The organism is Erwinia sp. S43 (genome assembly GCF_016624745.1).
Classification (GTDB): Bacteria; Pseudomonadota; Gammaproteobacteria; order Enterobacterales; family Enterobacteriaceae; genus Erwinia; species Erwinia coffeiphila.
Genome location: NZ_JACVTX010000001.1, coordinates 404,663 through 428,264, shown reverse-complemented (window position 1 = coordinate 428,264; position 23,602 = coordinate 404,663). Strand labels below are relative to the sequence as shown.

At 58.7% G+C, this 23,602-nt stretch carries 20 protein-coding genes; 11 read left to right on the top strand and 9 right to left on the bottom strand.

Annotated elements, in window-relative coordinates; all coding sequences use genetic code 11:
- Positions 1 to 2 precede the first annotated feature (2 nt).
- On the bottom strand, positions 3 to 926 hold the full coding sequence (locus IBT47_RS02090; protein WP_200546921.1) for a LysR family transcriptional regulator: 924 nt from the start codon (positions 924 to 926) through the stop codon (positions 3 to 5).
- A 186-nt stretch (positions 927 to 1,112) separates the two neighbouring features.
- Between IBT47_RS02090 and IBT47_RS02085 the strand changes: the two genes are divergently transcribed.
- Together IBT47_RS02085 and IBT47_RS02080 are read left to right on the top strand one after the other, a co-directional pair.
- Positions 1,113 to 2,534: a M20 family metallopeptidase gene (locus IBT47_RS02085; protein WP_200558945.1), complete on the top strand. Its 1,422-nt coding sequence runs from the start codon at positions 1,113 to 1,115 to the stop codon at positions 2,532 to 2,534.
- On the top strand, positions 2,531 to 3,799 hold the full coding sequence (locus IBT47_RS02080) for an MFS transporter (protein WP_200558944.1): 1,269 nt from the start codon (positions 2,531 to 2,533) through the stop codon (positions 3,797 to 3,799). Before IBT47_RS02085 ends, IBT47_RS02080 begins: the two co-directional genes overlap by 4 nt.
- A gap of 25 nt (positions 3,800 to 3,824) precedes the next feature.
- Here IBT47_RS02080 and IBT47_RS02075 read toward each other — a convergent pair whose 3' ends face one another.
- Together IBT47_RS02075 and IBT47_RS02070 are read right to left on the bottom strand one after the other, a co-directional pair.
- On the bottom strand, positions 3,825 to 5,714 hold the full coding sequence (locus IBT47_RS02075; RefSeq protein ID WP_200558943.1) for a sigma-54-dependent Fis family transcriptional regulator: 1,890 nt from the start codon (positions 5,712 to 5,714) through the stop codon (positions 3,825 to 3,827).
- 3 nt (positions 5,715 to 5,717) lie between these two features.
- Entirely contained in the window at positions 5,718 to 5,885 is a 168-nt protein-coding gene (locus IBT47_RS02070) for a hypothetical protein (RefSeq protein ID WP_200558942.1), read from the bottom strand.
- A 104-nt stretch (positions 5,886 to 5,989) separates the two neighbouring features.
- Here IBT47_RS02070 and ssuD point away from each other — a divergent pair, with 104 nt between their 5' ends.
- From ssuD to rluF, 4 genes are all read left to right on the top strand, one after another.
- A complete protein-coding gene (ssuD, locus tag IBT47_RS02065) occupies positions 5,990 to 7,162 on the top strand; it encodes an FMNH2-dependent alkanesulfonate monooxygenase (RefSeq protein WP_200558941.1) in 1,173 nt (390 codons plus the stop codon).
- A gap of 11 nt (positions 7,163 to 7,173) precedes the next feature.
- Positions 7,174 to 8,265: a dimethylsulfone monooxygenase SfnG gene (gene sfnG, locus IBT47_RS02060; RefSeq protein WP_200558940.1), complete on the top strand. Its 1,092-nt coding sequence runs from the start codon at positions 7,174 to 7,176 to the stop codon at positions 8,263 to 8,265.
- The gene (locus tag IBT47_RS02055; protein ID WP_200558939.1) at positions 8,258 to 9,655 is read left to right on the top strand and encodes an FAD/NAD(P)-binding protein; all 1,398 of its coding nucleotides are present in this window, start codon (positions 8,258 to 8,260) and stop codon (positions 9,653 to 9,655) included. The genes sfnG and IBT47_RS02055 overlap by 8 nt, the downstream gene beginning before the upstream one ends.
- Before the next feature lie 160 nt (positions 9,656 to 9,815).
- On the top strand, positions 9,816 to 10,700 hold the full coding sequence (gene rluF, locus IBT47_RS02050) for a 23S rRNA pseudouridine(2604) synthase RluF (RefSeq protein ID WP_200558938.1): 885 nt from the start codon (positions 9,816 to 9,818) through the stop codon (positions 10,698 to 10,700).
- 112 nt (positions 10,701 to 10,812) lie between these two features.
- Here rluF and malI read toward each other — a convergent pair whose 3' ends face one another.
- Both malI and IBT47_RS02040 read right to left on the bottom strand, forming a co-directional pair.
- Complete coding sequence (gene malI / locus IBT47_RS02045) at positions 10,813 to 11,829, bottom strand: Mal regulon transcriptional regulator MalI (RefSeq protein ID WP_200558937.1); 1,017 nt, start codon at positions 11,827 to 11,829, stop codon at positions 10,813 to 10,815.
- 91 nt (positions 11,830 to 11,920) lie between these two features.
- Positions 11,921 to 13,420, bottom strand: coding sequence for a PTS transporter subunit EIIC (locus IBT47_RS02040; RefSeq protein ID WP_200558936.1), 1,500 nt, complete (start codon positions 13,418 to 13,420; stop codon positions 11,921 to 11,923).
- A 176-nt stretch (positions 13,421 to 13,596) separates the two neighbouring features.
- On the opposite strand from IBT47_RS02040, the gene IBT47_RS27205 reads away from it, so the two are divergent.
- Together IBT47_RS27205 and IBT47_RS02030 are read left to right on the top strand one after the other, a co-directional pair.
- Positions 13,597 to 14,025 carry a TonB family protein gene (locus IBT47_RS27205; protein ID WP_200558935.1) on the top strand — a complete coding sequence of 143 codons (429 nt, stop codon included), beginning with the start codon at positions 13,597 to 13,599 and terminating at the stop codon, positions 14,023 to 14,025.
- A 138-nt stretch (positions 14,026 to 14,163) separates the two neighbouring features.
- On the top strand, positions 14,164 to 14,682 hold the full coding sequence (locus IBT47_RS02030; RefSeq protein WP_200558934.1) for a hypothetical protein: 519 nt from the start codon (positions 14,164 to 14,166) through the stop codon (positions 14,680 to 14,682).
- A 46-nt stretch (positions 14,683 to 14,728) separates the two neighbouring features.
- Here the strand turns inward: IBT47_RS02030 and IBT47_RS02025 are convergent, their stop codons facing one another.
- Positions 14,729 to 15,676 carry a sulfonate ABC transporter substrate-binding protein gene (locus tag IBT47_RS02025; protein ID WP_200558933.1) on the bottom strand — a complete coding sequence of 316 codons (948 nt, stop codon included), beginning with the start codon at positions 15,674 to 15,676 and terminating at the stop codon, positions 14,729 to 14,731.
- A 295-nt stretch (positions 15,677 to 15,971) separates the two neighbouring features.
- Entirely contained in the window at positions 15,972 to 17,411 is a 1,440-nt protein-coding gene (gene aldA, locus IBT47_RS02020) for an aldehyde dehydrogenase (protein ID WP_200558932.1), read from the bottom strand.
- Positions 17,412 to 17,793: 382 nt separating this feature from the next.
- On the opposite strand from aldA, the gene rhaT reads away from it, so the two are divergent.
- Positions 17,794 to 18,828, top strand: a complete 1,035-nt coding sequence (gene rhaT, locus IBT47_RS02015; RefSeq protein ID WP_200558931.1) for an L-rhamnose/proton symporter RhaT — start codon at positions 17,794 to 17,796, stop codon at positions 18,826 to 18,828.
- 35 nt (positions 18,829 to 18,863) lie between these two features.
- On the opposite strand, the gene rhaR is transcribed toward rhaT, so the two are convergent.
- Positions 18,864 to 19,733: an HTH-type transcriptional activator RhaR gene (gene rhaR / locus IBT47_RS02010; RefSeq protein WP_200558930.1), complete on the bottom strand. Its 870-nt coding sequence runs from the start codon at positions 19,731 to 19,733 to the stop codon at positions 18,864 to 18,866.
- Between the two features lie 11 nt (positions 19,734 to 19,744).
- Positions 19,745 to 20,569 carry an HTH-type transcriptional activator RhaS gene (gene rhaS, locus IBT47_RS02005; RefSeq protein WP_200558929.1) on the bottom strand — a complete coding sequence of 275 codons (825 nt, stop codon included), beginning with the start codon at positions 20,567 to 20,569 and terminating at the stop codon, positions 19,745 to 19,747.
- A 300-nt stretch (positions 20,570 to 20,869) separates the two neighbouring features.
- Between rhaS and rhaB the strand changes: the two genes are divergently transcribed.
- Both rhaB and IBT47_RS01995 read left to right on the top strand, forming a co-directional pair.
- Entirely contained in the window at positions 20,870 to 22,342 is a 1,473-nt protein-coding gene (rhaB, locus tag IBT47_RS02000; protein WP_200558928.1) for a rhamnulokinase, read from the top strand.
- Entirely contained in the window at positions 22,339 to 23,595 is a 1,257-nt protein-coding gene (locus IBT47_RS01995) for an L-rhamnose isomerase (protein WP_200558927.1), read from the top strand. The genes rhaB and IBT47_RS01995 overlap by 4 nt, the downstream gene beginning before the upstream one ends.
- Positions 23,596 to 23,602: the final 7 nt, after the last annotated feature.

The window sequence follows — 23,602 nt, the reverse complement described above, 5'->3', positions numbered from 1 at the left end:
CGCTAAAAGTCGTAACGCGTTCTTATGCGTTCATCCTGCTGCTTCAGCTCGTGCTGGGCGAACTCCAGGAACAGCGCCAACGCGGCAGAGTGCGGGCGGCCAATCGCGGTTTGCACCTGTAGCGAGCGCTGGCTGAGCTGTTCGCTGCCGAGCGACTTCAGTACCAGGCCCTGTTCTTCGGCCTGGTACATCACCGTAAACTGGCTGCAGATGGTGATGGCCTGCGGCGTGCTCAGCAGGAAGGAGTAGAGCGTGCTGAAGTTATTACAGGTCAGAGTGGGCTCCACAAAGGTGCCGCTCATCCGGCAGGAGAGATCGAAAAGCTGACGCACCGTAGTGCCCGCATCCGGCAGCGCCAGCGGCCAGGCCAGCAGGTCGGACAGTTGAATCCGCTGATGTGCCAGCGGGTGATTTTGCTGCATCACCAGCAGCACCGGTGCAGACCAGGCGGCCACCACATCCACGCCGCGCTCCGGGTGCAGGCTGAACTGAAAGGCGACGTCGCATTCGCCACGGCGAATCACTTCCGCCACCTCCAGCGCGCTACCCACCGTCAGATGAAAGCTGACCCCCGGATGCAGCTGGCGAAACTCAGTAAACAGCACCGGCAGCAGGCTGAATGCCATGCCGTCGGTACAGGCCACACGCAGCGCGATGCGCCGCACCGCCTTCAGCCCCTTTATCTCCGCAATGGCGTGTTCCATGTCCATCATGCTTTTCCGCACGTGGTTCTCAAATATTTGCCCTGCGTCGTTCAGGACCATGCCGCGCGCATGGCGCTCAAACAGCGGTGCGCCGACTCGGGCCTCCAGCCGCTGGATCTGGCGACTAATAGCGGAAACGGCAACGAACAGCTGCTGGCTGGCGGCGCTTAGCGAGCCGCTGCTGGCAACGGCGAGAAAATAGCGAATTTCAGTGCTGTGCATAGCGGTGCTCTTTAACGGTGCGCGATCGGTGATGGTGCAGATGAGCATTGCTTTTAAAGCAAGTCTCGTTTGTTATTTTGATAATTGTGGCAAAGCTGAATATTAGCTTAGATGGAGTGATAACAACATCGATCCGCGAAAGAGATCGTTAAAACGCAAACCAACACATAACTACGGAAAAAGTCTATGACAGCTGAACAGGCAGTAGCCCGCGCGACGGCGTATTTTGACAGCGGGGAGTTTAAGCGCGTGCTGGCTAATCGCGTGGCGATACGCAGTGAAAGCCAGCGCGACGATCGCGATGAGATTATCCAGCGCTATTATGACGAAGAGATGATCCCGGCGATGCAGGGGCTGGGGTTTACCTGCCAGCAGCTGCCGAACCCGCAGGCACCGGCGCGTTCGTTCCTGCTGGCGACGCGTATTGAAGACCCCGCGCTGCCCACCGTGCTGTGCTACGGCCACGGCGACGTGGTGTTCGGTGACGATGAAAACTGGCGCAGCGGGCTGGACCCGTGGCAGCTGGTGGAAGAGGGCGACCGCTGGTACGGTCGAGGCAGCGCCGATAATAAAGGCCAGCACTCGGTGAATATCGCCGCGCTGGAGCAGGTGATTGCCGCGCGCGGTTCGCTGGGTTTTAACTGCAAGTTCCTGTTTGAAATGGGGGAGGAAGTCAGCTCCCCCGGCCTGGCGCAGCTGTGCCGGGATCGCCAGTCCGAGTTAGCCGCCGATATCTTTATCGCCTCCGACGGCCCGCGCCTGAACGCGGAACGCCCGACGCTGTTCCTCGGTTCGCGCGGGGCGGTGAACTTCCGCCTGAGCATTCACGCCCGCGACCGCGACTACCACTCGGGCAACTGGGGCGGCCTGCTGACCAATCCCGGCACCCAGTTGGCGAATGCGCTGGCCTGCCTGGTCAATCAGCACGGTCAGCTGCAGGTGGCCGCGCTAAAACCGCCGGCCATCAGCGCGGCGGTTAAGGCTATTCTCGATGATATTACCGTGGGTGAAGGCGACGGCCCGGCTATCGATCCCGCCTGGGGTGAAGCGGGGCTGACGCCAACCGAGCGCCTGTACGGCTGGAATACGCTGGAGGTGCTGAGCTTCCTGACCGGCAACCCGGCGCGGCCGATGAACGCCATTCCCGGCAGCGCCACGGCGGTGTGCCAGCTGCGCTTTGTGGTGGATACCGACTGGCAGCACATCGGTGAACATCTGCGCGAGCATCTGGATCGCCACGGTTTCCCGCAGGTTGAGGTTGAAGTGCTGCGCGGTTCCCCGGCCACCCGGCTTGATCCTACCGACCCGCTGGTCGGCTGGGCGCTGGCGCTGATGGCGGAAACCAGCGGCAAAAAACCGGCGCTGCTGCCGAATCTGGGCGGTTCGCTGCCAAATGATGTCTTTGCCGATATCCTCGGCCTGCCCACGCTGTGGGTGCCGCACTCCTATCCGGCCTGCGGCCAGCACGCGGTGGATGAGCACATGCTGAAGTCCATCGCGCGCGAGGGATTACAGATGATGACCCGGCTGTTCTGGGATCTGGGGGAACAGGGAAGTGCACTGCTGGCGCGCCATCAGGCCCATCGTGCGCAGGGAGGTGCAAAATGAGTACCACCGTTCAGACACCTGCGGCGGTCAAGCCGAATCTGTATAAAACCCTGTTTGCCACCTGCGTCGGTAACGCGCTGGAGTGGTTTGATATCGCGGTATACGGTTTCTTCGCCAGCTATATCGCCCATGCGTTTTTCCCAACCGAAGATCCCTCTGTATCGCTGCTGCTGACCTTCGGCAGCTTCGGCGTGTCGTTCCTGATCCGCCCGCTCGGGGCAATTGTGCTGGGTGCCTACGCCGACCGCGTCGGGCGCAAGAAGGCGCTGCTGCTGTCGATTATGCTGATGATGGTCGGCGGGCTGATCATCACCGTGATGCCGACCTACAGCAGCATCGGGGTGATTGCACCGATTATGATCCTACTGGCAAGGCTGATTCAGGGCTTCTCCGCAGGCGGCGAGTTCGGCAGTTCCACCGCGTTTCTGGTTGAGCATTTCCCGGAGCGCCGCGCGTTTATCGCCAGCTGGCAGTTCGCCACCCAGGGGGCCAGTACGCTGATGGCGTCTGCCTTTGGCCTGGGGCTGACGGCCTGGCTGACCGAAGCGCAGATCCAGGAGTGGGGCTGGCGTATTCCGTTCGCCTTCGGCCTGCTGATCGGTCCGGTGGGGTTGTATATTCGCCGCCACGTACATGAACCGGCCAGCTTCGTCAGCCAGGAAAAACACGCCGCGCCGCTGAAAACGCTGATGGGCCAGCAGAAAAACCTGCTGCTGCTGGCTATGGGGCTGATGGTGATCTCCACCGGCGTGAACTACATGCTCAACTACGTGCCGACCTACGCCACTAAAAACCTGCATCTGCCGGGATCGACAGCGTTTACCGCTACGCTGGTGGCCGGGATTATTCTGACGGTGGTGACGCCGCTGATGGGGCTGTGGGCGGAAAAAGTCGGGCGTCTGCCGCTGATGTGGGGCTCGCTGATTATGCTGGCGGTAACCATTTATCCGGCGTTCCTGCTGGTGGTGAATCACACCAGTCCGACCACGCTGATCCTGCTGGTCGGCTGGATGGCGCTGCTGAAATCGGTCTACTTCTCAACGGTACCGTCGATGATGGCCGATCTGTTCCCGATGACTACCCGCGCCAGCGGCATGGCCATCAGCTATAACGTGGCGGTGACGGTGTTTGGCGGCTTTGCGCCGCTGATCTGTACCCTGCTGATTAGCCTGACCGGCAGCAGTCTGGCGCCGAGTTACTACTTGATGCTGCTGGCCCTGTTCAGTGCGGTTGCACTGTTCCACAGCCAGCACCGGGTACGCTAAACACCCTTAAAATGTGACGCTGTCACTAATCGTGCCATAACGCCTCGCGCACCTTCACCGCGCGAGGCAACAATCCCAGTGCATAAAAGCGGTCGGCGATGGTCTGCTGTTCGCGGATCACCGCCAGATCCATCCGCTTCGTCTGATGGCTGCGGCGCACCAGCGCGTCCGACAGCGCCTGCGGTGCCAGGCCCAATTCCGTTGCCAGCAGTGCGCTGGCCTCTTTACGATTACCGTCTATATAGCGCCCGGTTTGTTCCAGCGCTGCCAGTAATGTATGCAGCAGATCGGCAGAGTGCGCGGCGAACTCGCGGTGGGTGAGGTAAAATTGATGATTGTTCACCCGGCCACGCCCGTCGCCGACCACCCGCAGCTGTCCGTCATACTCCGCTGCGCTGAGAAGCGGGTCCCACATCATCCAGGCATCCACCGCGTGATGATCGCTTGGCGTCAGCGGATATTTCGGCGGCGCGTAAACCACCCGCACATCGGCCAGGCTCATATCCGCTTCATCCAGCATCTGCACCAGCAGATAGTGCACGTTGGAACCTTTGTTTACCGCAATGCGCTTACCGCGCAGATCGGCAATCGTGCGGATCGGGCTGTCGTTAGCCACCATCAGCGCCACGCTCTGCGGCGCGGCCGGTTCCCAGGCCACGTAAAGCAGCGGGCTGCCGCTGGCCTGGGCGAATACCGGGGGAACTTCGCCGGTGGTGCCGAAGTCGATCTCGTGGTTGGTCAGCGCATGAAGCAGCTGCGGCCCGGCGGGAAATTCACTCCACAGTACGCTGATCCCCCGGCTGGCAAACTCCGCTTCCAGGCTTTGCCGCGCTTTAAGAATGCCGAGATTGCCGAATTTCTGATAGCCGATGCGCAGTTCGCGTTCCTGCGGCGCGGCTGGGGCGACATCGAAACGCAGGCCGCGTGCGGTACTGCGCCTCGCCTTGATCAGCCCCAGATGGCCGAGATGCGTGCGCAGCGTGTTGCGGCTGACGCCCAGCAGTGCGGCGGTTTGTAGCTGGTTACCGTCGCTCAGTTCAAACGCATTACGCACCAGCGAATCCAGCACCCGCTGGTATATCTGCCCACTGTCAACGCTCAGCTGCTGGCGCAAAAAGCGATCCAGCGCCAGTTCGCTGGCGGGTTGAGGGTCCAGCGCCACCGGGTTAAGCCGCAGGTGCTGCGGCGCGATCACCGCCTCGCGGCTGAGCAGCACGGCATTGTGCAGGGTATTTTCCAGCTCGCGGATATTGCCCGGCCACGGATAATCCATCAGCGTGGCGACGGTATCCTCCGCCAGCCGCAGCTGTGGCCGCCCGAGTCGGGTGGCATACACCTTAAGGAAATGATCCGCCAGCAGGGGAATATCCTCGCGGCGCTGGCGCAGCGGCGGCAGGGTCACCGCTGCGACGTTCAGACGATAATAGAGGTCTTCCCTGAAGCGGCGTTCGCGGATCGCCTGCGCCAGATCGACGTGGGTGGCGGCAATCACCCGCACGTTAACCTTCACCGGGCGGCGCGATCCCACCCGGGTGACTTCACGCTCCTGTAGCACCCTCAGCAGCTTCACCTGAAGCGGCAGGCTCAGTTCGCCGATTTCATCCAGCAGCAGGGTTCCCCCTTCCGCCGCCTCAAACCAGCCCTGGTGGCGCTCCGCCGCGCCGGTAAAAGCGCCTTTTTCGTGACCAAACAGCTCCGATTCCGCCAGGGTTTCGGTCAGCGCACCGCAGTTCACTGCCAGAAAAGGCTCGCCGCGCCGCGCGCTGTGATGATGCAGATAGCGCGCCACCACCTCTTTACCGGTGCCGGTTTCGCCGACGATCAGCACCGTGGCATCGGTAGGTGCCAGCCTGTCCAGCACGCTCTGAAAGGCAATAGAGGCCGGGTCAATCAGTATAGGGGCGGGGTTTTGCATGCTTCACTCCTGCGGAATAGCGTCTGCGGCCAGAGTATCCTGGCGCGGAAGCGGCGACGAGAGGGATAAACGGCCGGGCTGCTGCAATTGCAGCAGAAGATCATCATTCGCTGCTGCAAATGCAGCAAAAATTAATAACGGAGATGTTTTTAATATGCTGATTTTTAACAATAAAAATTCAATAAAGAATTGGCATGCTTCCTGCTTAGTGTTTTATAACCAAAGCGTAACTTTCTAATGAATAAATTCAGATGTAGTTATATAGGAAATGGCAAATGAGCGAGTCGGTACAGGACAACATCAACGTATTCTGGTTTCTGCCCACCCACGGTGACGGGCGTTACCTGGGGACCGCTGAAGGCGGGCGGGCAGTCGATCTGCCCTATTTACAGCAGGTTGCGCTGGCGGCGGACAATCTTGGCTATTACGGCGTGCTGATCCCCACGGGGAAAAGCTGCGAGGATTCCTGGCTGGTCGCCTCGGCGCTGGCACCGATGACTCGCCGTCTGCGCTATCTGGTGGCGGTTCGTCCTGGATTACAGCCACCCAGCCTGGCTGCGCGTATGGCGGCAACCCTTGACCGCCTGTCGGAAGGACGTCTGCTCATCAACGTGGTCACCGGGGGCGACCCGGTCGAGAACCGGGGTGACGGCATTTTCCTCAGCCACGCCGACCGCTATCAGGTCACACGAGAGTTCCTTGATGTCTATTCCCGCCTGCTGAAAGGCGAAAAGGTGGACTACGACGGTACACATATCCGCGTGGAAGGCGCTGAAATCCTCTTCCCGCCGGTACAGGAAAACGGCCCGCCTCTCTACTTCGGCGGCTCGTCGGATGAAGCGATCGACGTGGCTGCCAATCAGGTAGATACCTACCTGACGTGGGGCGAACCGCTTGAGCAGGTGGCCGAAAAGCTGGCCGTGGTGCGTCAGCGCGCCGAGCAGCGCGGTCGTCAACTCGACTACGGCATCCGCCTGCACGTTATCGTGCGGGAAACCGAAGAGGAGGCGTGGGCCGCAGCCGACAAACTGATTGCCCATCTGGATGACGACACCATCGCCAGCGCGCAGAAAATCTTTGCCCGCATGGATTCTACCGGGCAGGCGCGAATGAGCGCACTGCACAGCGGATCGCGAGACGACCTGCGCATTGCGCCGAACCTGTGGGCGGGCGTTGGTCTGGTGCGCGGCGGGGCGGGCACCGCACTGGTGGGGAACCCGCAGCAGGTTGCAGCACGTATCCGCGAATATCAGGCACTGGGGATCACCAATTTTATCTTCTCCGGGTATCCGCATCTTGAAGAAGCACACCGCTTTGCCGAGCTGGTTATGCCACTGCTGCCGCTGGCGACAAACGGTGAAAAACGTCAGGGAACGGTCAATACCGGACCATTTGGTGAAACGATTGGCGGCGACCGCCGGCCACAAAAACAGACCAGCGTGAGCTGAGGAGAACAACAATGAGCCAACAACCTATTCAATTCGCCTACTGGGTACCGAACGTGTCCGGCGGCCTGGTGATCAGTAATATCCCGCAGCGCACCAGCTGGGACTTTGACTACAATCGCAAGCTGGCGCAGATTGCCGAACGCGCCGGGTTTGATTACGCGCTGACCCAGATCCGCTTTACTGCCGGATACGGCGCGGATAACCAGCATGAGTCGGTCAGCTTTTCACAGGGGCTGCTGGGCGCGACGGAAAAACTGAAGGTGATTGCCGCGCTGCTGCCCGGTCCGTGGAACCCGACGCTGGCCGCCAAGCAGATCGCTACCATCAGCCATCTGAGCAATGCGCGCATCGCGGTTAACATCGTCAGCGGCTGGTTCCGTGGCGAGTTCAAAGCCATCGGTGAGCCATGGCTGGATCACGAAGAGCGCTACCTGCGGTCGGAAGAATTTATCCGCTGCCTGAAAGGCATCTGGCAGGAGGAGAGCTTTACCTTTGCCGGCGATTTCTACCGCTACCGCGATTATTCGCTGAAGCCGAAGCCGCTGTCGCCGCGCCCGGAAATTTTCCAGGGCGGCAGTTCCCGCGCCGCTCGCGATATGGCCTCACGCGTGTCGGACTGGTACTTCACCAACGGCAATACCGTGGAGGGTATTCGTCAGCAGGTGGAGGATATTCAACGCAAGGCGGCCTATAATCAGCACCAGGTTAAAGTCGGCGTCAACGGCTTTGTTATCGCCCGCGACAGCGAGGAGGAAGCACAGCAGGTGCTGCAGGAGATCCTCGACCACGCCAACCCGGATGCGGTAAAAGGCTTCCAGCACGAAGTGAAAAACGCTGGCAGCGCCTCGCCGGAAGGTGAAGGCAACTGGGCAAAATCCACCCTGGAGGATCTGGTGCAGTACAACGACGGTTTCAAAACCAATCTGATCGGCACGCCGCAGCAGATCGCCGAACGCATTATCGCGCTGAAAGAAGCGGGTGTGAGCCTGATGCTGCTGGGCTTCCTGCACTTCCAGGAAGAGGTGGAGTTCTTTGGTCGCGAGGTTATTCCGCTGGTGCGCGAGCTGGAGCGGCAGAAAGAGCGGGAACTGGCGCATGGCTGATCGCCATATCGCGATCGTCGGTGGCGGTTTCAGCGGCACCGCGCTGGCCATCCATCTGGCGCGCGGCGGCCATGCCGGGCTGAAGGTCACGGTAATTGAACCGCGCGACGGCGTGGCGCAGGGCGTGGCCTACGGCAGCCGCGATCCGGCGCACCGCATTAACGTGCCCGCTGACCGCATGCAGCTGACCGCTGCGGAACAGGGCGACTTTGACCGCTGGTTCCGTGCCTCGGCGGCTTACGATGCTGACCCGGCGGCACGCTGGCAGGACGGGCGGGTGTATCCGCAGCGTGGTCAGTTCGCCGGCTACATCGCCGGGCTGTTTGCCGAAGCGCAAAGGCAGTCACCGGTGGTTCTGCGCCATCTGCGCGACCGCGCCGTGGCGCTGGAAAACGGTGAAGTCATTACCGCCAGCGGTGAACGACTGCGGGTGGATGAGCTGGTACTGGCAATCAGCCATCCGCCGCCCGCACTGCCGCGCGCCATTGCGCTGGCGCTGGAAGGGCATCCGGGACTGGTTGCCGATCCGTGGCGTAACAACGCGCTGGCGGATATCGCGCCTGATGAATCCATTGCGATTATTGGCAGCGGTCTGACCATGGCCGATACCGTGGCAACGTTACACCGTCACGGTCATCGTGGGCCGATTGTGGCCTTTTCACGCCGTGGCCTGCTGCCGCGTTCTAATCTCAGCGGCAGCTTTGAGCCGAGAGTGCTGGATTACGCTGTTCCGCAGCAGGATTCTGCACTCGGCTGGCTGCGTCGCATTCGTCGTGAGGTGAAGCGTGCCGCCGCAGAAGGGCTGCCGTGGCAGCTGGTGCTGGATGATATCCGCCAGAACGGTCAGGCCATCTGGCAGCAGCTGTCGCTCTCCGAACAGCGGCGTTTCCTGCGACATTTACGCCCGTGGTGGGATGTTCACCGCTACCGCATCGCCCCGCAGGTCAATGCGGTGCTGGAACAGTGGCAGAGCAGCGGACAGCTGCAGGTGCTGGCCGCGCGTTTGCAGTCCATTACGACGGAAAAGAACGCGATCCAGCTGGATTTACGTTCCCGTCGAGGCGAAGTCCGTACCCTGAAGGTCGATCGCCTGATTGTCACCACCGGACCGGCGCACGGCGGGCTGCTGCAAAGCGATGCGCTGCTGCACCAGCTGGCGCTGGACGGTGTGATCCAGCCGGACGAGCTGGCGCTGGGCATTAAGGTTAACGGCCGTTCGCAGACCATTAATCGCTTTGGCGCACCGAATCTGCACCTTTACGTGGCTGGCCCCGCCGCGCGCGGCCGCTTCGGTGAACTGATGGGGCTGCCGCAGGTGGCCGAACATGCAGAAAGCGTTGCTCGCCAGCTGTTGGCTTCTTGCTCCGGGCCGGAAGAACAGGGGCAGTAAGCCTGTTTTTTATTCAATATTAAAGCACGGTATTCCCCGTCGCCAGACCAGAAAAACGGCTCCGCGGCGGCGGAATACCGCGCTTTCAACAAAATCTGCATTTTTTACTCCAGGCTTGCCCGGCGGTAAGGTATAGTCCGCTTTTTTGCACGGGGGTAACATGCTGACCAACTCAACGACACGTCTTAATAAATACATCAGCGAAAGCGGAATCTGCTCTCGCCGCGATGCCGACCGCTATATCGAACAGGGAAATGTTTTTATCAACGGCAAGCGCGCCACGGTGGGCGATCGGGTGTCGGACGGTGATGTTGTTAAAGTTAACGGTCAGCTGATAGAGCCGCGCGATGCCGAAGATCTGGTGCTGATTGCGCTGAATAAACCGGTGGGCATCGTCAGTACCACCGAAGACGGCGAGAAAGACAACATTGTTGATTTCGTTAACCACAGCAAGCGCATTTTCCCCATCGGCCGACTGGATAAAGACTCGCAGGGGCTGATCTTCCTGACCAACCACGGCGACCTGGTCAACAAGATCCTGCGTGCCGGTAACAACCACGAGAAAGAGTACCTGGTGACTGTCAACAAGCCGGTTACCGAAGAGTTTATTCGCGGGCTGGGTGCCGGGGTGCCGATGCTGGGCACGGTGACCAAGAAATGTAAGGTGAAGAAAGAGTCGACCTTCGTTTTCCGCATCATTCTGGTTCAGGGTCTTAACCGCCAGATCCGCCGTATGGCCGAGCACTTCGGCTATGAAGTGACCAAGCTGGAACGTACGCGAATCATGAACGTCAGCCTGAAGGGCGTGCCGCCGGGCGAATGGCGCGATCTGACCGATGACGAACTGATCGACCTGTTCAAACTGATCGAAGACTCCAGCTCGGAAGACGCCTCGGCTAAAAAGTCACCGCCGAAATCCTCCCCGCAGAAAAAACCTGCCGGAGCCAAACCGGGAGCTAAGTCGGGCGAGAAAAGTGCCGGAGCGGGAGCTGCTGCCGGGCGCAAGCGTTTCACTCAGCCGGGGCGCAAGAAGAAAGGGCGCTAGAATAAATTTTGGCGTGTCCGTCAGCGGTTAACGGCGATGGTTGCGGCCTGCCGTTAGCCTGTGGGCAGGAATCGGTGCACAAAAATCTGCGCTAATGCTGACGGGTGGTGCTTCAGGCGGATTGTTGTATCACCAGCTGGCCGGATAAGGTGATGCGCTGGGTTTGCAGCTCCGGCTCTTTCAGTTTGCGCATCATCAGCCCCGCCGCCTGGCGACCGGTCTCCTCACTGGCTGAGGAGACATAGGTAAACGATGGCGAGGTGAGATTAACGTGCAGCATATCCTCAAAGCCGATTAGCGCTACCTGCTGGGTCAGGAACACGTCCTTACCGACGGTACGCCCCACCTGATGAATGCCGCCGATCGCACCGATTATCGCCGTCGGGGAATGGCAAAGCAGTGCGGTAATCGTATTGTTTTTCTCTAACAGCTGACGGGTGGCCACGCTGACCGAATGGGTGCTTTCCAGGCAGGCGGGGGTGAACTCATCGCGCAGCGCCAGCCCGTTCTGCTTCAGTGCGCCGTGCATGCCCAGCAGGCGCTGGTGGCGCACCCGATCGTTTTCCATTCCGCCGATATAGGCAATGTTGCGGTGCCCGCGCTCAATCAGGTGGCGGGTTGCCAGACTGGCCGCCTGGCGGTTATCGCGCATCACCAGATTACAAGGCTGTTCCGGCAGCGCCTGCGACACCACCACCAGCGGCAGCGGGTACTGGCAGAGTTGTTCCGGCAGTCGGTCGGTCGTGGCATCACTGGCAAGATAGATCACGCCCGCCACGCCCTGCTGTTTGAAAGAGAGCAGGCAGCGCTCCAGATGCTGTTGGTCATCCTGCGGCTGGCCGAGGAACACCATAAAGCCCTGGCTTTCCAGCTCTTTTACGATGCTGGCCATCACCTTAATGGAAAAGCTATCGCTGAAATCGCGCAGAATCAGCCCAATCAGATTTGAGGTATTGGAACGCAGGTTTGCGGCGGCGACATTATGCACGTAGTCCAGCTCATTAATCGCCGAGTGCACGCGTTCGATGGTCGCCTCGGATATTTTTCCCTTCTGGCGCAGCACCAGCGACACGGTCGAGACGGAAACGCCCGCCAGTTTAGCGACATCAATAATGCTGACCTTTTTCAAACTCGCTCCCTGAAACACCAGAATAATCAGTCGGAAACAATAAAGCCTCCCGTACGAATACGGGAGGCTTAGCTACCTTAACAGCACCGGGCTATTTGCCAAGCGTTGTCGACATCGCCTGGGCGATAAACTGCGCACGAGCACCGAAAATAACCTGCACGCCCTTGTCGCCGACAAACACCACGCCGCGTGCGCCTACGCTGTTCAACCCCTCTTTATCCACGCGATCGCCGTTCAGCACTTCGATACGCAGACGGGTAATGCAGGAACCGACGGAATCGATATTTTTCGCTCCGCCCAGCAGGCCGATAATTTCGCTAACCAGCTCGTCATCGCTCTTATCGCTGGCATTCGCCGAGACTTCCGTGCGGCCGGGCGTTTTCACGTCAAAGCGGCGGATGACAAAGCGGAAGGTAAAGTAGTAAATCAGCGCCATCGGCACACCAATCATCACCGCGCTGAGGAAGTTGGTCTGATAGCCGTTAAACGACGGCAGGATACCGAAGGAGATGTAGTCGATCAGACCGGCGGAGAAGGACTTGGCGATATGCGCATGCAGCAGATACATGCACATATAGGCCAGACCGGCCATGATGGCGTTGAAGACGTACAGAATCGGCGCAACAAAAATGAAGGTGAACTCAACCGGCTCGGTAATGCCGGTCAGGAAGCAGGTCAGTGCGGCGGAGAACAGAATACCGGCGGCGATTTTTTTGTTTTTAGTGTGCGCTTCGTGATACATCGCCAGACAGGCCGCGGGCAGCGCAAACAGCATCAGCGGGAACTCGCCCTGCATAAACTTACCGGCATTCTGATAGGTGCTGCTGCTGAATGACTTGGTGCCTTCTTCCAGCATTTTGAACCAGATTGTCTGGTCGCCGTGGATCACCTGACCGGCCTGCGTGGTGTAGTCGCCGAACGAGTACCAGAACGACGGATACCAGATATGGTGCAGGCCAAGCGGGATCAGCGCGCGTTCCACCAGACCAAAGATAAAGGTCGACGCCGCCTGATTATCACCGTTGACGATCACCGACAGGGCATCGATACCCGCCTGGATATGCTGCCAGACATAGGGCAGCAGCAGGCCGAGAATAAACGACATAAACGCAGTAGCAATCGCCACGAAGCGTTTCCCGGAGAAGAAACCGAGGAATTCCGGCAGCTGTAGCGTATGGAAACGGTTATAGCACCAGGCGGCGAGAATACCGCAGATCAGCCCGCCGAATACGCCCATTTGCAGGGTGGGGATACCAACCACCATTGCATACTTTCCGCCCTGTGAAGCCATTTCCGGCGTAATGGACAGCACGGTTCCGATAGTAATGTTGGTAATAAACACCGATACGGCGGCGGAAAGGGCAGCGATACCCGATTCCGACGCCAGGCCAACCGCCGAACCGATGGCAAACAGCAGCGGCAGGTTGTCGAAGATCACCCCGCCCGCGTTCATCATCAGCGGCAGGTGGAACTTATCACCGAACGCCAGCAGCAGGCCGGCGGCAGGCAGCAGTGAGATGGGCAGCATTAGCGCGCGGCCAATCATCGACAGCTTTGATAGCGATTTAATAAACCCTGATAACAGTCTCATCCCGATTTCCCCCGATTACCGACCATTATTCTGCGCACATTGTGCACTATTATTGTGAGTAGAACGTTTTAGTAGAACGTTCTACTTATCGTGAGAGAAGGTGCCGGGTTGTGCAACAAAATTCAGAATTTCAGGCATAGGAATTTGTGATTGTTTGAAGGGGATCAACTTCCGCAGTGAGCAAGCTACGCCATGTTATCGCGAGTTTTTCTGTTATGCTGTTTTCCTGTCTTGCTCAGGTTATTGATTGTTTTACGATAAGGGACTATTTAATGCATAAATTCACACTTCTGCTTTTTTGCGCGTTATTAGCCGCCTGTACGCAGGGTAACAATGATAGCCGCGGAGAGGTGCCATCGCCGATAGCGATAAAACGGCCCGCTTACCCAGCGGCTGCGTTTCATCAACGACTTACGGGCGATGTCATGCTGTCGTACGATGTCGACGCTAACGGCAATGTGATTAATCCGGTAGTGGTGTCTGATACGGCTAATGGCGCGTTTAACCGGGAAGCGGTGAATGCCATTTCGGGCTGGAAATACGAACCCAATAAGCCGTATAAAGGCATGACAAAAAACATCAAATTTATGATAAACCGACAGTAATCTTCGTTGTCCTGCCGGGCATTGCTGCCCGGCAAATTCGCCGGTCATTTCACGCCTGAGAAACGGCTGGACGACATACCCGGCCTGTAGCAAAATTTCAGGCTCCTGATATACAGCCAACCCACACTGGTCAGCAGCATGCACGCATTCTCAAAGTATGTTTTCTACTCAACGTTGATTCTTTATGTTCTGACGTTACTTACCGTGACCTACGTTGGCGTCTATTTAACTTATGTCGCCGTGCCGGTCATCGTGCTGTCTGGCCTGTTGATGAAGCTGTCGGCGAAAAGAAATAACCCCCCCGGGCCGGTTTCAACGGCGGTGGCCAACGTGCTGTCCGAGGCCAACACCGGTCTGGCGCAGGTCAATGAAAGTCTGCTCTGGTATAACGAAAAACTCAGAATAATAAACGAGAAAACCGAACCGCATAATAAGCGCATCCAGGATATCAAAATAAAAATGATCGAGCCGGAAGTGATGCTGAAATATGAACGCGATCCGTTTAAAATCAAAGCGCTGGAAGCGCAGCTTGAAAGCATGGAGCAGGACATCAGCGAGATAGAATCGCAGAAGGATGAAATTAAGCTGGCGGTGGAGATCGATATTGCCCGCCGGAGACAGCAAGGCCAGCGCCTGAGCCGGCCGTCAGCGCATTGACCGGGCATTGCTGCCCGGCAAAGTCGCTGGCAACCGGCAATAAAAATTACTTATCCAGCGACCAGGTTGCGCTGCTGACGTCCACTTTCACCGGCAGCAGGCCAATCTGGGTAAACTTGTCCGCCAGCGCCTGCTGTTCAGCAAATACCTCCGGGGTCATGCGTTCTGCGCCGTACGGCATTCTCGCCAGCGCCCGCTGCCAGATGGGTTCCGGCAGTCCGGTAGAGGTTGAGAGGATCTTCGCCGCCTCCTGCGGATGACCGTTTGCCCACTGGCTGAGTGTGCCTAACTCATCTACGACCTGCTTAGCGGTTTGCGGCCATGTATCGGCAAACTTGCGGCTGGCAAGATAGAAGGTGTAGTGCGGCACCAGTCCTTCGGCGTTTCTCACCAGCCGCGCTTTGGCGTTGGTTTCCACCTCAGAGAGGAACGGGTCCCAGATCACCCAGGCATCAACCGCACCGCGCTGGAAGGCGGCGCGGGCATCCGCCGGGGGCAGATAAACCGGGGTGATATCCTTATAGCTCAGCCCGGCATCTTCGAGCGCACGAACCAGCAGATAGTTGACGTCCGAGCCTTTATTCAGTGCCACGCGCTTGCCTTTCAGATCGGCAACCGATTTCACCGGGGAATTCTCGGGAACGACAATCGCTTCCGTTTTCGGGTTCGCCGGAGAGTGGCCGAGGTACACGAGGTCGGCTTTCGCGGCCTGGGCAAAGGTAGGCGGCGCATCGCCCGTAGCGGCCAGATCGATACTGCCAACGTTCAGGCCTTCCAGCATCTGCGGACCGGCAGGGAATTCAACCCACTTCACCGCGATCCCCTGTTTTTTAAACTGTTCATCCAGCGTGCCGCGATATTTCAGCAGGGCGAAGATGTTGGCTTTCTGATAGCCGATATTCACCGTTTCCGGCAGTTTTTCCGCTGCATTAGCCGAAACGGTGGTGGCAATCACCAGACCGCTAATCAGGCCGCTAAGAAGTGCTTTATTCATGTTATTTCCCGAAGTGATAAGCGCTGTCAGAAAAACATATCAAAATGCATGAAGGCGGCTTAGCGAGTTGATCTGATAACGATATGCGTCAGGAACATAACGACGTGGAAAGTGAACATATCGGAGTAGAAAGAATTGAAGGATTGAACAGGAACGTTGCGGAGCAGAATGAACACGGCGATGTGTCAGGAATGTGAAGAGCACAGAAGATTGCGCTGCCGAATAAATACATCAGTTTGACAGGGTAAGCACAGAGAGGCGGCATCTCGGGTGTGAAGATGCCGCGTCAAATCATTTACTGATATTGCAGATAGGCAACGTGGGTCTGCAGATACTCTTCCAGGCCGTGGCGGCCGTCGGCACCGCCAATGCCGGATTTACGCCAACCGGCGTGGAAGCCCTGCATCGCCTCGAAGTTTTCGCGGTTGATATAGGTTTCGCCAAACTTCAGCTGCTTCAGCGCCTGCATGGCGGTATTCAGGTTTTGCGTGAAGATCGACGAAGTCAGACCGTACTCGCTGTCGTTAGCCAGCGCGATAACTTCATCGAAGGTGCTGAACTTCATCACCGGCAGCACCGGGCCGAACGTCTCTTCCTGCATAATGTTCATCTGTTGGTTAACGTTGGTCAGCAGGGTGGGTTCAAAGAAGAAACCGCTGCTGCCTGCGCGTTTGCCGCCGGTGACCACCGTTGCGCCTGCCGCCACCGCATCGGCGACTTTCTGCTCCACGCGCTGCAGGGCTGCGGCGGTGATCAGTGGGCCCATATCCAGCCCTTTTTGCGTGGCGGGATCGCCAAATTTAACCTGCTCAAACGCTGCGGCCAGGCGCTTAACCACTTCATCGTAAACTCCTTCCTGCACGTAGAGACGCTCGGCGCAGTTGCACACCTGTCCGGTGTTGATCATGCGTGAGGCAACGATGGCCTTCACCGCCAGGTCTAAATCCGCATCGTTCATCACGATAGCCGGGGCTTTGCCGCCCAGCTCTAACGACACCTTGGTGACGTTCTGCGCCGCTGCTTTCATCGTGGCGATCCCGGCGTTTACGCTGCCGGTCAGGCTGACCAGGCCCACTTTCGGGTTGGCCGCCAGCTCCTGGCCGATTACCGGGCCGTAGCCGGTCACGAGGTTAAATACCCCGGCGGGCAGGCCGATCTCATTAACGATTTCGGCGAAGATAATGGCGTTATTCGGCGTCAGTTCGCTGGGCTTGATCACAATGGTATTACCGGTCAGCAGCGCCGGAGCCGCCTTGCGGGCAATCAGGAAGAACGGGAAGTTCCACGGCAGTATTCCGGTGGTGACGCCAATGGCTTTTTTGAACACCAGAATATTTTCCTGCGGGCGATCGCTCTGCACGATCTCACCTTCGTAGCGGCGCGCCCACTCGGCCATATAATCGAGGTAGTCGGCGGTGAAGAACACCTCGGTTTCGGCCAGTTCCTGGGTTTTTCCGCCTTCGGCAACGATAGTGGCGGTCAGCTCTGCCGCGCGCTGGCGCACGCCTGCGGCGATTTTACGCAGCCAGTTTCCGCGTTCAATCGCCGGTAACGCCTCCCAGCCCGGCTGAGCCAGCGCTGCGGCATCGATCGCCCGCTGCGCATCCTCAACGCTACCTTCGGGAATGCGCGACAGCAGCACCTCGGTGGCCGGGTTGATCACATCTATCCAGCGATCGGAGCGATTCTCGACAAACTGACCGTTGATATACATTTGTTGCTGAACTGGGTTCATGGCAGGTTCTCCGTGACGCATTTTTTATCGGTGTGTTAATTAACAGCGGAATAACTGTTACAGGTCTTAGAAAGTGCAACAGCTGTGGCGCAATCACCTTGAACTGGCTGCCAGCAATGAGAGCCGGGTGGCAAAAACGAAAAGAAGCGGCTGACCGATCTGGCATTTTTTATATTTAATGATAAATATGAGCAACTTAACGTAAAACCCGAGTGAATGCAGTGGCCGGGCATCAGATAAGCGAATTGTGATCGAGGTCGGCTGAAGGCGCTGAATTTTGCCAGATCTGCCGCCGGTGGGGCAGCCAGCGTAAGGTTGCCCGGTGGCGCTTATCCGTAGACTCCTTCGTCATACAGGGCAAACAACAACGAAGGAAAACAAAATGAGTGAAGCCATTCTCTCGGGTATTCTGTGGCATCTGGTCGGTGCGGCCAGCGCCGCCTGCTTTTATGCTCCGCTAAAGAAGGTCCGCAACTGGTCGTGGGAAACCATGTGGTCAGTGGGCGGGGTGATGTCGTGGATTATCCTGCCGTGGGCGATCAGCGCCATGCTGCTGCCCAGCTTCTGGGGCTACTACAGTTCGTTCTCTCTCTCCCAGCTGATGCCGGTATTTCTGTTTGGCGCGATGTGGGGCATCGGTAACATTAACTACGGTTTGACCATGCGCTACCTCGGCATGTCGATGGGTATCGGCATTGCCATCGGCATTACGCTGGTGGTTGGCACGCTGATGACGCCGCTATTACAGGGGCGCTTCGTTGAGCTGTTCAGTTCCACCGGCGGTCGTCTGACGCTGCTGGGTGTGCTGGTGGCGCTGATTGGGGTGGCGATCGTTTCCCGTGCAGGACTGCTGAAAGAGCGGGCGATGGGCATAGCGGCGGAGGACTTTAACCTGAAGAAAGGCCTGGTGCTGGCGGTGCTGTGCGGCATTTTCTCTGCCGGTATGTCCTTCGCGATGGATGCGGCCAAACCGATGCACGAGGCCGCTGCCGCCGCAGGTATCGACCCGCTTTACGTGGCGCTGCCGAGCTATGTGGTGATTATGGGCGGCGGGGCGCTGATCAACCTCGGCTACTGCTTTATTCGCCTGGCAACCAAATCTAACCTGTCGGTTAAAGCCGACTTCTCGGTGGCAAAACCGCTGCTTATCTCCAACATCGGATTGTCGCTGCTCGGCGGGACGATGTGGTATCTGCAGTTCTTCTTCTATGCCTGGGGCCATGCCCGCATTCCGGCACAGTACGATTTCGTCAGCTGGATGCTGCATATGAGCTTCTACGTGCTGTGCGGCGGGCTGGTGGGGCTGTTGCTGAAGGAGTGGAGCAACGTTGGGCGCAGACCGGTTCGCGTGCTGAGCGTGGGCTGCGTGGTCATTATCCTCGCGGCCAACATTGTCGGGATGGGAATGGTGTCGTAAATTCGTTACAGCGTCACAAAAGGCTGACCCTCGGGTCAGCCTTTTGCGTTATGCAGCCGATGCGCCTCGCCGCCGCTGATAAAACGCTGGCGCCAGGCGCTGGGGGTAAAGCCGGTTTCGCGGGTGAACACCACCGAGAAGTAGTTACTGTCATCAAAGCCGCAGCGCGAGGCCACTTCACCAATCAGCAGATCGCCGCTGCGCAGCAGATATTTTGCCTGACACAGCTGCAGCTGGCGCAGATAGTGGCCAATGGTCATGCCGGTTTGCTGGCGGAAAAGCTGCTTCAGCGCCCGTTCGGACAGGCGATGCTGTTGGCAGAACGTGGCCAGATCGAACGGGCTGGCGGTATGCCCCTGAATGGCGGCCATCAGCAGGTCCAGCTGTTCGCCTTCCGGCAACTGCCACGGCAGATCGGAGGCGTAGCGATGGCGTTGTAGTATCAATGCCAGCTGTAAAAACAGCGCTTCGGTCAGCTGCCTTGAGAGCAGGTCGCTTTTGCGGCTCTCCACCTCCAGCTGCTTAATCACCCCGCGCGCCAGCGCCATACCACGCGTGGTCAGCCGCCAGCATCCTTCGTTGCGGGCAGGCAGCAGCTGCTGCCAGTCCAGCGCCAGCTGAAAGCGTTCCGGGCAGTAGATAATATTGTCCAGCACCAGATCCTGCACCGACTCGTAGCTGTGGCAGTCGTCGGCGTGCAGATAAAAGATATCCCCGCAGGTTACCGGCCAGGGACGATCGTTCATGACGTGCAGGCCGTTACCGCGCCAGACCAGCACGATCTCATTAAATTCGTGAACGTGGGGCGAAAAGGAGGGCTGCGGCGTGCGCTCGGCAACCGCAACCGGCATCTGTTCGGAAGGAATATAGTCGGCTTTGGCCAGCCGCAGAGGGGCAGTCACCATGCATGTCCTTTTCAGTCATTTTGCCGCAGTGTACGCGGAGAGCAGCCAAACTCCCGTTTAAACAGCGTAGAAAAGTGATTGCTGTCACCAAAACCGCAGTGGAAGGCAATATCCGTCACCCGCATTTCACTGTGGCGCAGCAGGTGGCGCGCCTCCAGCAGGCGCAGGCGGTTGAGGTAGCGCTGCGGCGTACTGCCGGTCTGCTGCTTCAGCTGGCGATGCAGGGTACGCAGGGACAGTGAAAAGCTGTCCGCCAGATTTTCCCAGTCAACCTCTTCGCTGTAATGGTCGGCCAGCCAGTCGAGCAGCGCACGCAGGCGGCTGTCCTGATCGTCGCTCTGCGCCGCGCTGCGGCCCTGATGCAGCAGCACCAGCAGCTGCATAAAGCGCATCTCCTGTTCCGCCTGCCCGGCAATGCCCGCCGGGGAAGGTGAAGCGACCAGTCCGTCAATCAGCTGCCTGGCCTGCGCCAGCACTTTATTACCGATGCGCCAGTGCGACGGATAAACCCCGTCATGCTCGGCGGGCAGCAGGTGCTGAAGCCCGGTGAGAAAACGGAATGACTCCGGCCCGCGATACAGCACGTTGGTCAGCGTCAGGTTGTCCGTTTGCTCATACATATGGCGGTCATGATTACGCACGAAGCAAACGCAGCCGCTGCACAGCGGCTGCGACTGGCCGTTAAAAACGTGGATACCGGCACCCTGTTCGACGATCACAATTTCATGAAAGTCATCGTGATGATGCTCCGGGAACGCCCCCTGCGGTGCTCGAGGTTCGATAGCAACCGGGCAGTGCCCGGAGGGGAAGAAATCGGCGCTGTGTAACACGGTCATGATTGTTTCCTCGTAACATGCCAGCAACAGAGTGTACGAAGCCGTGAACGTTGCCACCTTGAATTTTTGACAGTAAATCTTCGCCAGGGCGCTAATTTTTAAAGAAATGAGCGGAAACATTGAAAAATGCGGCAGGCATCACATCCCGCTCTGCAACGGGTTCAGGATGTGAAAATGTGAACTGCTTCACGTTCATCTTTGCCATCCTGCCAGCAGGGGAAATGTGCTGGCAGTAGCAAGAAGGTGGCAAAATCGCGCTGTTTTACACTGGTGACATCGAATCATCAGGAAGTAAATCATATGACTGTTCGTCACCTTGTGGCCGTTGACCTTGGCGCATCAAGCGGTCGCGTTATTCTGGCCCGCCACGATCTGCACAGCCAGAGCATTACCCTCAAAGAGGTGAGCCGCTGTGTGAACCAGCTGATCAGCGTCGATAATCACCAGTGCTGGAATCTGGATGCGCTGGAAGACTTTATCGTTGCCGCGCTGGAGACGCTGGATCGCCAGGGTATCCGGGTGGACAGTATCGGGATTGATACCTGGGGCGTGGACTATGTGCTGCTGGATGAGCAGGGGGAGCGCGTCGGGCTGCAGATTGCCTACCGCGACGATCGTACTCACGGGGTGATGGCCGAAGCTGCACGCGAACTGGGCCATGAGAATATTTATCAGCGCACCGGCATTCAGTTTCTGCCGTTTAACACCCTTTATCAGCTACGCGCGCTGTGCCGCGACAATCAGCCTGAACTGTCACGCGTGGCACATGCGCTGCTGATCCCGGACTATCTGCACTTCCGCCTGACCGGCAAGCTGAACTGGGAATACACCAACGCCACCACCACCCAGCTGCTGAACATCCGCAGCGGCGAATGGGATCGCGATTTGTTGAACTGGACCGGAGCAAATCCGGCGTGGTTCGGACAGCCGTCCCAGCCGGGGCGCAAGGTGGGGCACTGGCACAGTCCGTCCGGGCAGGCGATCCCGGTGATTGCCGTCGCCACCCATGATACCGCCAGTGCGGTACTGGCGGCCCCGCTGGCCGATGCGCAGGCGGCGTACCTCAGTTCGGGCACGTGGTCACTGATGGGCTTTGAGAGCCGCGAGCCGTTTACTTCCAGGGCGGCGCAGGCTGCCAATATCACCAACGAAGGCGGTGCCGAAGGCCGCTATCGGGTGCTGAAAAACATTATGGGGCTGTGGCTGCTGCAGCGCGTGTGTGACGAGCTGGCGATTGACGATCTCTGCCAGCTGATTGCCGATGCCGAACGGCAGCCGGTATGCCAGTGGCTGATCAATCCCAATGACGACCGCTTCCTGAATCCGGCCAGCATGGTGCGAGAAATTCAGGACGCCTGTGCCGAACAGGCGATGCTGGTTCCCGCCACGCCCGCCGAGCTGGCCCGCTGCATTTTCGACAGCCTGGCGCTGTACTACCGGGAAGTCCTGCAGCAGCTGGAACGCCTGCGCGGCAGGGCATTCAGCCAGCTGCATATTGTCGGCGGCGGCTGCCAGAACCAGTTTCTTAACCAGCTGTGCGCCAACGCCTGCGGTATCCCGGTGTATGCCGGGCCGGTTGAAGCCTCCACGCTCGGCAATATCGGCTGTCAGCTGATTGCCGCTGGCGATGTGGCGGATGTCAGCGCTTTCCGCCAGCTGATTAACCATAATTTCCCTCTCATTCGTTTCGATTTCCAGGGCAGTGAGGCGTTTCGCCGCAGTCAGGCGCGCTTTCAGGCACTGACCCATTCAGATAAGGAGCTATGTATATGACCCAGGCTATTGAACAGGCTTTCGCGCTGGCTAAGCAGCGCTTTGCCGATATCGGTATTGATGTGGAGGCCGCACTGGCGCAGCTCGATCGCCTGCCGGTTTCCATGCACTGCTGGCAGGGCGATGACGTGCGCGGTTTTGAAAACCCGCAGGGCGCGCTGACCGGCGGCATTCAGGCAACCGGCAACTATCCGGGCCGCGCCCGCAGCGCGGAAGAACTGCGCGCCGATCTGGAACAGGCTATGGCGCTGATCCCCGGTCCGAAGCGGCTGAATCTGCACGCTATCTATCTGGAAAGCGAGCAGGCGGTGGATCGCCACGAAATCAAACCCGAGCATTTTGCCGGCTGGGTGGCGTGGGCGAAGCAGCAGAAAATCGGGCTGGATTTTAACCCGACCTGTTTCTCGCACGAGTTAAGCGCCGACGGCTTTACCCTGGCGCATGCCAACGCGGAAATCCGCCAGTTCTGGATCGACCACTGCAAGGCCAGCCGCAAAATCTCCGCGTGGTTTGGGGAACAGCTGGGCACGCCGTCGGTGATGAATATCTGGGTGCCGGACGGCATGAAGGATCTGACGGTGGATCGCCTGGCTCCGCGCCAGCGCCTGATGAACTCGCTGGATGAAATTATCAGAGAAAAACTGAACCCGGCGCACCATATCGACGCGGTGGAAAGCAAACTGTTCGGCATCGGTGCCGAGAGCTATACCGTCGGCTCTAACGAATTCTGCCTCGGCTATGCCGCCAGCCGCCAGACCGCGCTGACCCTGGACGCCGGGCATTTCCATCCGACCGAAGTGATTTCCGACAAGATTTCTACCGCCATGCTCTACGTGCCGCGCCTGCTGCTGCACGTCAGCCGCCCGGTGCGCTGGGACAGCGACCACGTGGTGCTGCTGGATGATGAAACTCAGGCGATCGCCAGCGAAATTGTCCGCCAGAAGCTGTTTGACAAAGTGCATATCGGGCTGGACTTCTTCGATGCCTCGATCAACCGCATCGCCGCCTGGGTTATCGGCACGCGCAATGCGAAAAAAGCGCTGCTGCGGGCGCTGCTGGAGCCGGTCGACCAGCTGAAAAAGCTGGAGCTTGAGGGGGATTACACGGCGCGCCTGGCGCTGCTGGAAGAGCAGAAATCCCTGCCGTGGCAGGCGGTATGGGAAGCCTGGTGCCTGCGCCATGATGTCCCGGCGGGTGCCAGCTGGTTAGGCGACGTCCGTCATTATGAACAACAGATTCTCAGCCAACGTTAAGGGTAAA

What these genes read in the sequence shown, in the direction of transcription:
- IBT47_RS02080 (WP_200558944.1), top strand. Translation starts at nt 2,531, where the DNA reads ATGAGTACCACCGTTCAGACACCTGCGGCGGTCAAGCCGAATCTGTAT.
- rhaR (WP_200558930.1), bottom strand. Translation starts at nt 19,733, where the DNA reads ATGGTGACTGCCCCTCTGCGGCTGGCCAAAGCCGACTATATTCCTTCC.
- rhaT (WP_200558931.1), top strand. Translation starts at nt 17,794, where the DNA reads ATGAGTGAAGCCATTCTCTCGGGTATTCTGTGGCATCTGGTCGGTGCG.
- IBT47_RS02085 (WP_200558945.1), top strand. Translation starts at nt 1,113, where the DNA reads ATGACAGCTGAACAGGCAGTAGCCCGCGCGACGGCGTATTTTGACAGC.
- IBT47_RS02040 (WP_200558936.1), bottom strand. Translation starts at nt 13,420, where the DNA reads ATGAGACTGTTATCAGGGTTTATTAAATCGCTATCAAAGCTGTCGATG.
- IBT47_RS02030 (WP_200558934.1), top strand. Translation starts at nt 14,164, where the DNA reads ATGCACGCATTCTCAAAGTATGTTTTCTACTCAACGTTGATTCTTTAT.
- IBT47_RS02075 (WP_200558943.1), bottom strand. Translation starts at nt 5,714, where the DNA reads ATGCAAAACCCCGCCCCTATACTGATTGACCCGGCCTCTATTGCCTTT.
- sfnG (WP_200558940.1), top strand. Translation starts at nt 7,174, where the DNA reads ATGAGCCAACAACCTATTCAATTCGCCTACTGGGTACCGAACGTGTCC.
- rhaS (WP_200558929.1), bottom strand. Translation starts at nt 20,569, where the DNA reads ATGACCGTGTTACACAGCGCCGATTTCTTCCCCTCCGGGCACTGCCCG.
- IBT47_RS02090 (WP_200546921.1), bottom strand. Translation starts at nt 926, where the DNA reads ATGCACAGCACTGAAATTCGCTATTTTCTCGCCGTTGCCAGCAGCGGC.
- IBT47_RS01995 (WP_200558927.1), top strand. Translation starts at nt 22,339, where the DNA reads ATGACCCAGGCTATTGAACAGGCTTTCGCGCTGGCTAAGCAGCGCTTT.
- ssuD (WP_200558941.1), top strand. Translation starts at nt 5,990, where the DNA reads ATGAGCGAGTCGGTACAGGACAACATCAACGTATTCTGGTTTCTGCCC.
- IBT47_RS02055 (WP_200558939.1), top strand. Translation starts at nt 8,258, where the DNA reads ATGGCTGATCGCCATATCGCGATCGTCGGTGGCGGTTTCAGCGGCACC.
- rluF (WP_200558938.1), top strand. Translation starts at nt 9,816, where the DNA reads ATGCTGACCAACTCAACGACACGTCTTAATAAATACATCAGCGAAAGC.
- rhaB (WP_200558928.1), top strand. Translation starts at nt 20,870, where the DNA reads ATGACTGTTCGTCACCTTGTGGCCGTTGACCTTGGCGCATCAAGCGGT.
- IBT47_RS02025 (WP_200558933.1), bottom strand. Translation starts at nt 15,676, where the DNA reads ATGAATAAAGCACTTCTTAGCGGCCTGATTAGCGGTCTGGTGATTGCC.
- aldA (WP_200558932.1), bottom strand. Translation starts at nt 17,411, where the DNA reads ATGAACCCAGTTCAGCAACAAATGTATATCAACGGTCAGTTTGTCGAG.